A 4587-nucleotide genomic window follows, 5' to 3' on the forward strand; every position below is an offset into this window, starting at 1 on the left:
CTACGTCTATTGGCTTACTGATATAGTCATCCATACCCGCATCAAGGCATTTTTCACGATCACCTTGCATGGCGTTTGCGGTCATAGCGATCACCGGGACCGCCTTATAACTCTCACCGCCCTCTCCGCGACGAATCGCGCCCGCCGCAGTATACCCATCCATGACCGGCATCTGACAATCCATAAAGACCACAACAAACTCTTCTGGGTTGGCGTTAAGAAGATCCAGCGCCTCTTGCCCATCATTTGCTATCTCAACATCAAACCCTTCGGCCTCAATGAGCGCTTGCGCGACCACCTGATTAACCGCATTATCCTCGACCAGAAGCACTCGGCGTTTGGTGCTCTCTGAAGAGGAGATCTCTGGTTTTACATACGGCTCAACAGGGTTTTCCTCCAACCACATTTCAGGAGGATGCTCAGGAACGGTGGTCGGAAACTCAAACCAAAAGCAGCTTCCCTTGCCCTGCTCGCTCTCAACATGTAATCCATCAGCGCCCATCAACACGGCCAACTGATTGCTAATGGTTAAGCCCAAACCCGTTCCACCGTACTTGCGCGTTGTGGAAGCATCTACTTGCGTGAACGAATCAAACAAGCTGGCAAGCTTATCTTGAGGAATGCCGATGCCCGTGTCTCTCACCTCAACACGCACCCAACTTTGTTGGTCGTGCTCAGACAAAACCACCAATAAATCGACTCGCCCTTCGTGGGTGAACTTTAATGCATTGCCAACCAGGTTGGTAAATATCTGCCTTAAGCGAGCAGGGTCGCCATTCACCCAGCCATGCCTATCCATGCCTCTGGCCTCGAAATGCATCGACAAACCGCTTTCTTTCGCGGTGTGGGACATTACGTCTACAAACTCAGTGACAAGCTCAACGATGTCGAAATCGACCTTTTCTAGCGCGAGTTTCCCAGACTCGATCTTAGAGAAATCCAGAATATCATTGATGAGGCTCAAAAGTGATTTAGCAGAAGATTGGGCAAGCTTTAGATAATGTTTTTGCTGGCCCTCCAACTTACTGGTACTCAAAATATCAAGTAGACCAATCACACCATTCATAGGCGTTCGAATCTCGTGGCTCATGCTCGCCAGAAACTCAGACTTCGCTTTTGAAGATTCTTGTGCACGATCCGCCAAATGCTCACTTTCTTGAATTAAATCCACTAAGCGCCATGACATCGACTCTAAAGAACGAGCCAACTCACCGGTAGCATCATTTGAGACCAGCTCTATCGTTTCCTGATAATTACCGGCCTCTACCTGCTGGGCAAATGCCTTGAGAACTGCTAGCCGCCGATGCGTCTCTCTCGAGAAGACTAAAAACAGCGCGATAATAAATCCGAAAAGCAAAATGCATAAGAGTACGAACAAAGTCAGTCCTTTTTGTATATTCTGCTGCTGTTCCTCCCCCTCCCGTTTACTTTGCTCAACCACCAAGTAACCTTGCGCAGCAAGCTTTTCCAAATGGCCTGTTACCGCAGCTAAGACGACCTCAGTATCGGTCAATACCTGCTCGATGATACCTACACTTTCTTCGTAAAGTTGATAGGTATAGTTGGGGTTACGAAGCTCCAACACCTCAAAAGAGATCGCCTCGGAAACAATCAAGTTAGAAATAATTCTTTCTTGCAGATTTGTATCTAAAAGACCTTCAGGCCAATTTTCGCTTAGCACGGTTCTTAGCAATCCTAAACGCTGCGCCAAAATATCAAGATCATCAAACGGCCGCTCGGGATCTAGCGCCAATAACGCCAGCTCTGATGAAAACGAACTCAAGACACTTTGAATCTCAACCAACTCTTTGTTGATTGGGATAAGCGACTGATCAATCTCTCGGGATATATCTAGCGCAGCCTCCGTCTGAGAGATCGTCTTTTCACTGTACCCCTCAAAAAACATATTGAACTGGAGCGCAGCCAACATAATCACGGCAAGCACAACAAAACAGCCGGAGAGCAAAAATAACGAAAGCCTAGATAAGGAAATCCTGTCTAGTTTCATGCGCTCAAACTACCTCTCAAGCCGAAACAAAAGATTATTGCTAATCACGTGGTTCGAATCTCCGCTACGATTAAAAACAGCAATACCACCAGGTATATCATCAGCAAACTGAAACAGAACATCGTCATCGTGATGCGTATTAAGCTTGCGAGTCAGCTCCACGGTCCAAGCACCGTCACGCCATCGCTGCGCGGCCTTTACATCAGCGATGCTGCCAGACGCATTCGCGTTCAGCAGATACTTTGGCATTTGCTTGCTTTCCTTAAGAACATATCGCTTATGTGAATATAATTTGTCGCCGGAATCACTAATCCGGCGAATATAAACTGGCTCTCCATCTACGCCCTCCGCCTTAAATGAACGGATTACTTTTTCTCGGCCTACGATCGTCATTTTGTCATGGGCCAAACCGATAGGCGCAGAACGTGAGGATTTCCAATGCCACATGTCAGCCTTGAATGAGTTTCCGGAAAGCCAATTCACATCGTATTCACCCTCTATTTGAAATTGAATGGCTAAGCGATCTTCTCTCTGCGGACCAACTGTGTAACGTTCTTTTTCGTCACTCCAGATATAGGGTTTGTGTTGGCGGTCCGGGTGTGCGTCGGCCCAACGAAATGCAAAGTAGATAGAGTCATCAAAATGTCCAGCCCACATAGTGAGCTCCGACAGCGCGACGGAGACCCCTGGGTGCGCCTTGTGCAGACGTATGATTTGTGGCTCGATCAGCCAGTCGCCGAGCTGGCCATCAAGTTTGGGAGGCTGGTCGAGTGACGACACCGTGACGACAACAGATTCGGCGTGCACACTCAGCGTCCAAATCAACATGCTGCATAGTGCAACGCCCTTAACCAAATGTGACACACACAAACTCATGAACACTCCCAATCAACGTATGATTGAAGTGTAGCCAAGAAACGAAATATCGGACATAAAAAAACCGCAGTCATGCGTACACATGCTGCGGCCAAACACTCAAGGAGTTAACGAAATATATTGAAGGGCGCCATGGCACGCCCGCTGCGCCTCAGAGAACGCCGAATACGATTCCCGCCACATAAAGCACAGAAACAAGCGCAACAGCCGGACGAATCTCAGCTGTTTTTCCAGTAAGTAACTGCAAGACCGTATGCGCTAAAAAGCCAAGGCCGATACCGTGCGAAATCGAAAAACCAAAAGGCATCATGATTGCACAAATCCAAGCCGGCGCAGCACTGGTCATATCATCCCAGTTGATGTTGCGCATGTCTGCAGTCATCATCAAGCCGACATAGATCAATGCCGGTGCGGTCGCGAACGCTGGAACAAAGTCCAACAACGGCGTAAAGAACAACGCCACAAGAAACAAAGCGCCAACCGTCACCGCGGTTAAACCGGTTTTTCCGCCTGCGGCAATACCCGCACCAGATTCTACGTACGTTGTCACAGACGACACACCTAAAGCTGCACCCGCCGTCGTTGCTGTTGAGTCTGCGAGCATCGCTTTGCCCATGGCGTCAAACTTCCCGTCTTTGTCGGTCAAACCTGCTTTAGACGCCGTCGCCATCAACGTGCCAGAGGTGTCGAACAAGTCGACAAACACAAACGCCAGAACGACGGAGATCATCGTTGCCTCAAGAATACGACTGAAATCCATCGCCAAGAACAGCTCGCTCATTGAGTGAGGCTCCCCCACCAAACCATGGAACTGTGTAATGCCAAGAATCGCGGCGATCACTGAAATAGCAATCATCCCGATAACTATGGAACCTGGCACCTTTCGGTAATCAAACGCGATAATAAGCAACAATCCCAAACCGGCAAGCATTGGGCCCGGAGAAGCGAGGTCACCGAGGGTGAGTAATGTAGCAGGATGATCCGCAATAATTCCGGCATTCTTCAATCCGATAATCGTCAGGAACAGACCAATACCAACGGTAATACCATGGCGAAGACATCCCGGGATTGAGTGTAAAATCCACTCTCGAATTTTGAACGCGGAAAGAAGAAAGAAAATAATACCTGAAACAAAGACCGCGGCGAGCGCCTGCCCCCACGTATAGCCCATTCCGCCAACCACAGCGAAAGCGAAAAAGGCATTCAAGCCCATTCCCGGCGCGAGACCTGCCGGAAAATTAGCCCATAAGCCCATCAAGATACAACCAAGGGCGGCCGCAACCGCAGTCGCGGTAAATACTGCCTCTTTAGGCATGCCGGCTGCCGACATGATGTCGGGGTTTGCAAATAAGATGTACGCCATCGTCAAGAAAGTAGTCAGACCAGCTACTAACTCAACCTTGACGGTCGTTTGGTGCTCTTTAAGCTTAAACAGCTTTTCTAGCATGATGGGATCCTCGTTCGGCGGTATAAAATCGCCCCTCAAAAATAGTCCAAAGAACTAAAACGGGCGAGCTCTTAATAAAACGAGGCTGAAAGCTACAGATATTTAGTCTCGACTTCCATATTAAAAAACCAATAACTTGACCGATTAGTCATTTTTGATACATTTTGTAACAAGCTTACTTTGATACGTCAAATATAATAATGAAGAAGCCATACAATCAAAGCTGACCGGATGGACAGCTATTTACTGACAAAAC

The 4587-nt window shown here is 48.3% G+C and carries 3 protein-coding genes; all 3 read right to left on the minus strand.

Going from position 1 to position 4587, the window contains the following annotated elements; translation table 11 throughout:
* A partial coding sequence (locus A3751_RS04665) for an ATP-binding protein (protein ID WP_068452766.1) occupies nt 1-2008 on the minus strand: 2008 nt, incomplete at its 3' end.
* 9 nt (nt 2009-2017) lie between these two features.
* Nucleotides 2018-2872 (minus strand): ethylbenzene dehydrogenase-related protein, encoded by an 855-nt coding sequence (locus A3751_RS04670; protein ID WP_197466177.1) that lies wholly within the window; start codon nt 2870-2872, stop codon nt 2018-2020.
* Nucleotides 2873-3035: 163 nt separating this feature from the next.
* On the minus strand, nt 3036-4331 hold the full coding sequence (locus tag A3751_RS04675) for an NCS2 family permease (RefSeq protein ID WP_068452770.1): 1296 nt from the start codon (nt 4329-4331) through the stop codon (nt 3036-3038).
* Nucleotides 4332-4587: the final 256 nt, after the last annotated feature.

This window comes from Oleiphilus sp. HI0080, assembly GCF_001635135.1.

Coding starts and splice junctions, on each gene's coding strand:
- A3751_RS04675 (WP_068452770.1), bottom strand. CDS start 4,331: ATGCTAGAAAAGCTGTTTAAGCTTAAAGAGCACCAAACGACCGTCAAG.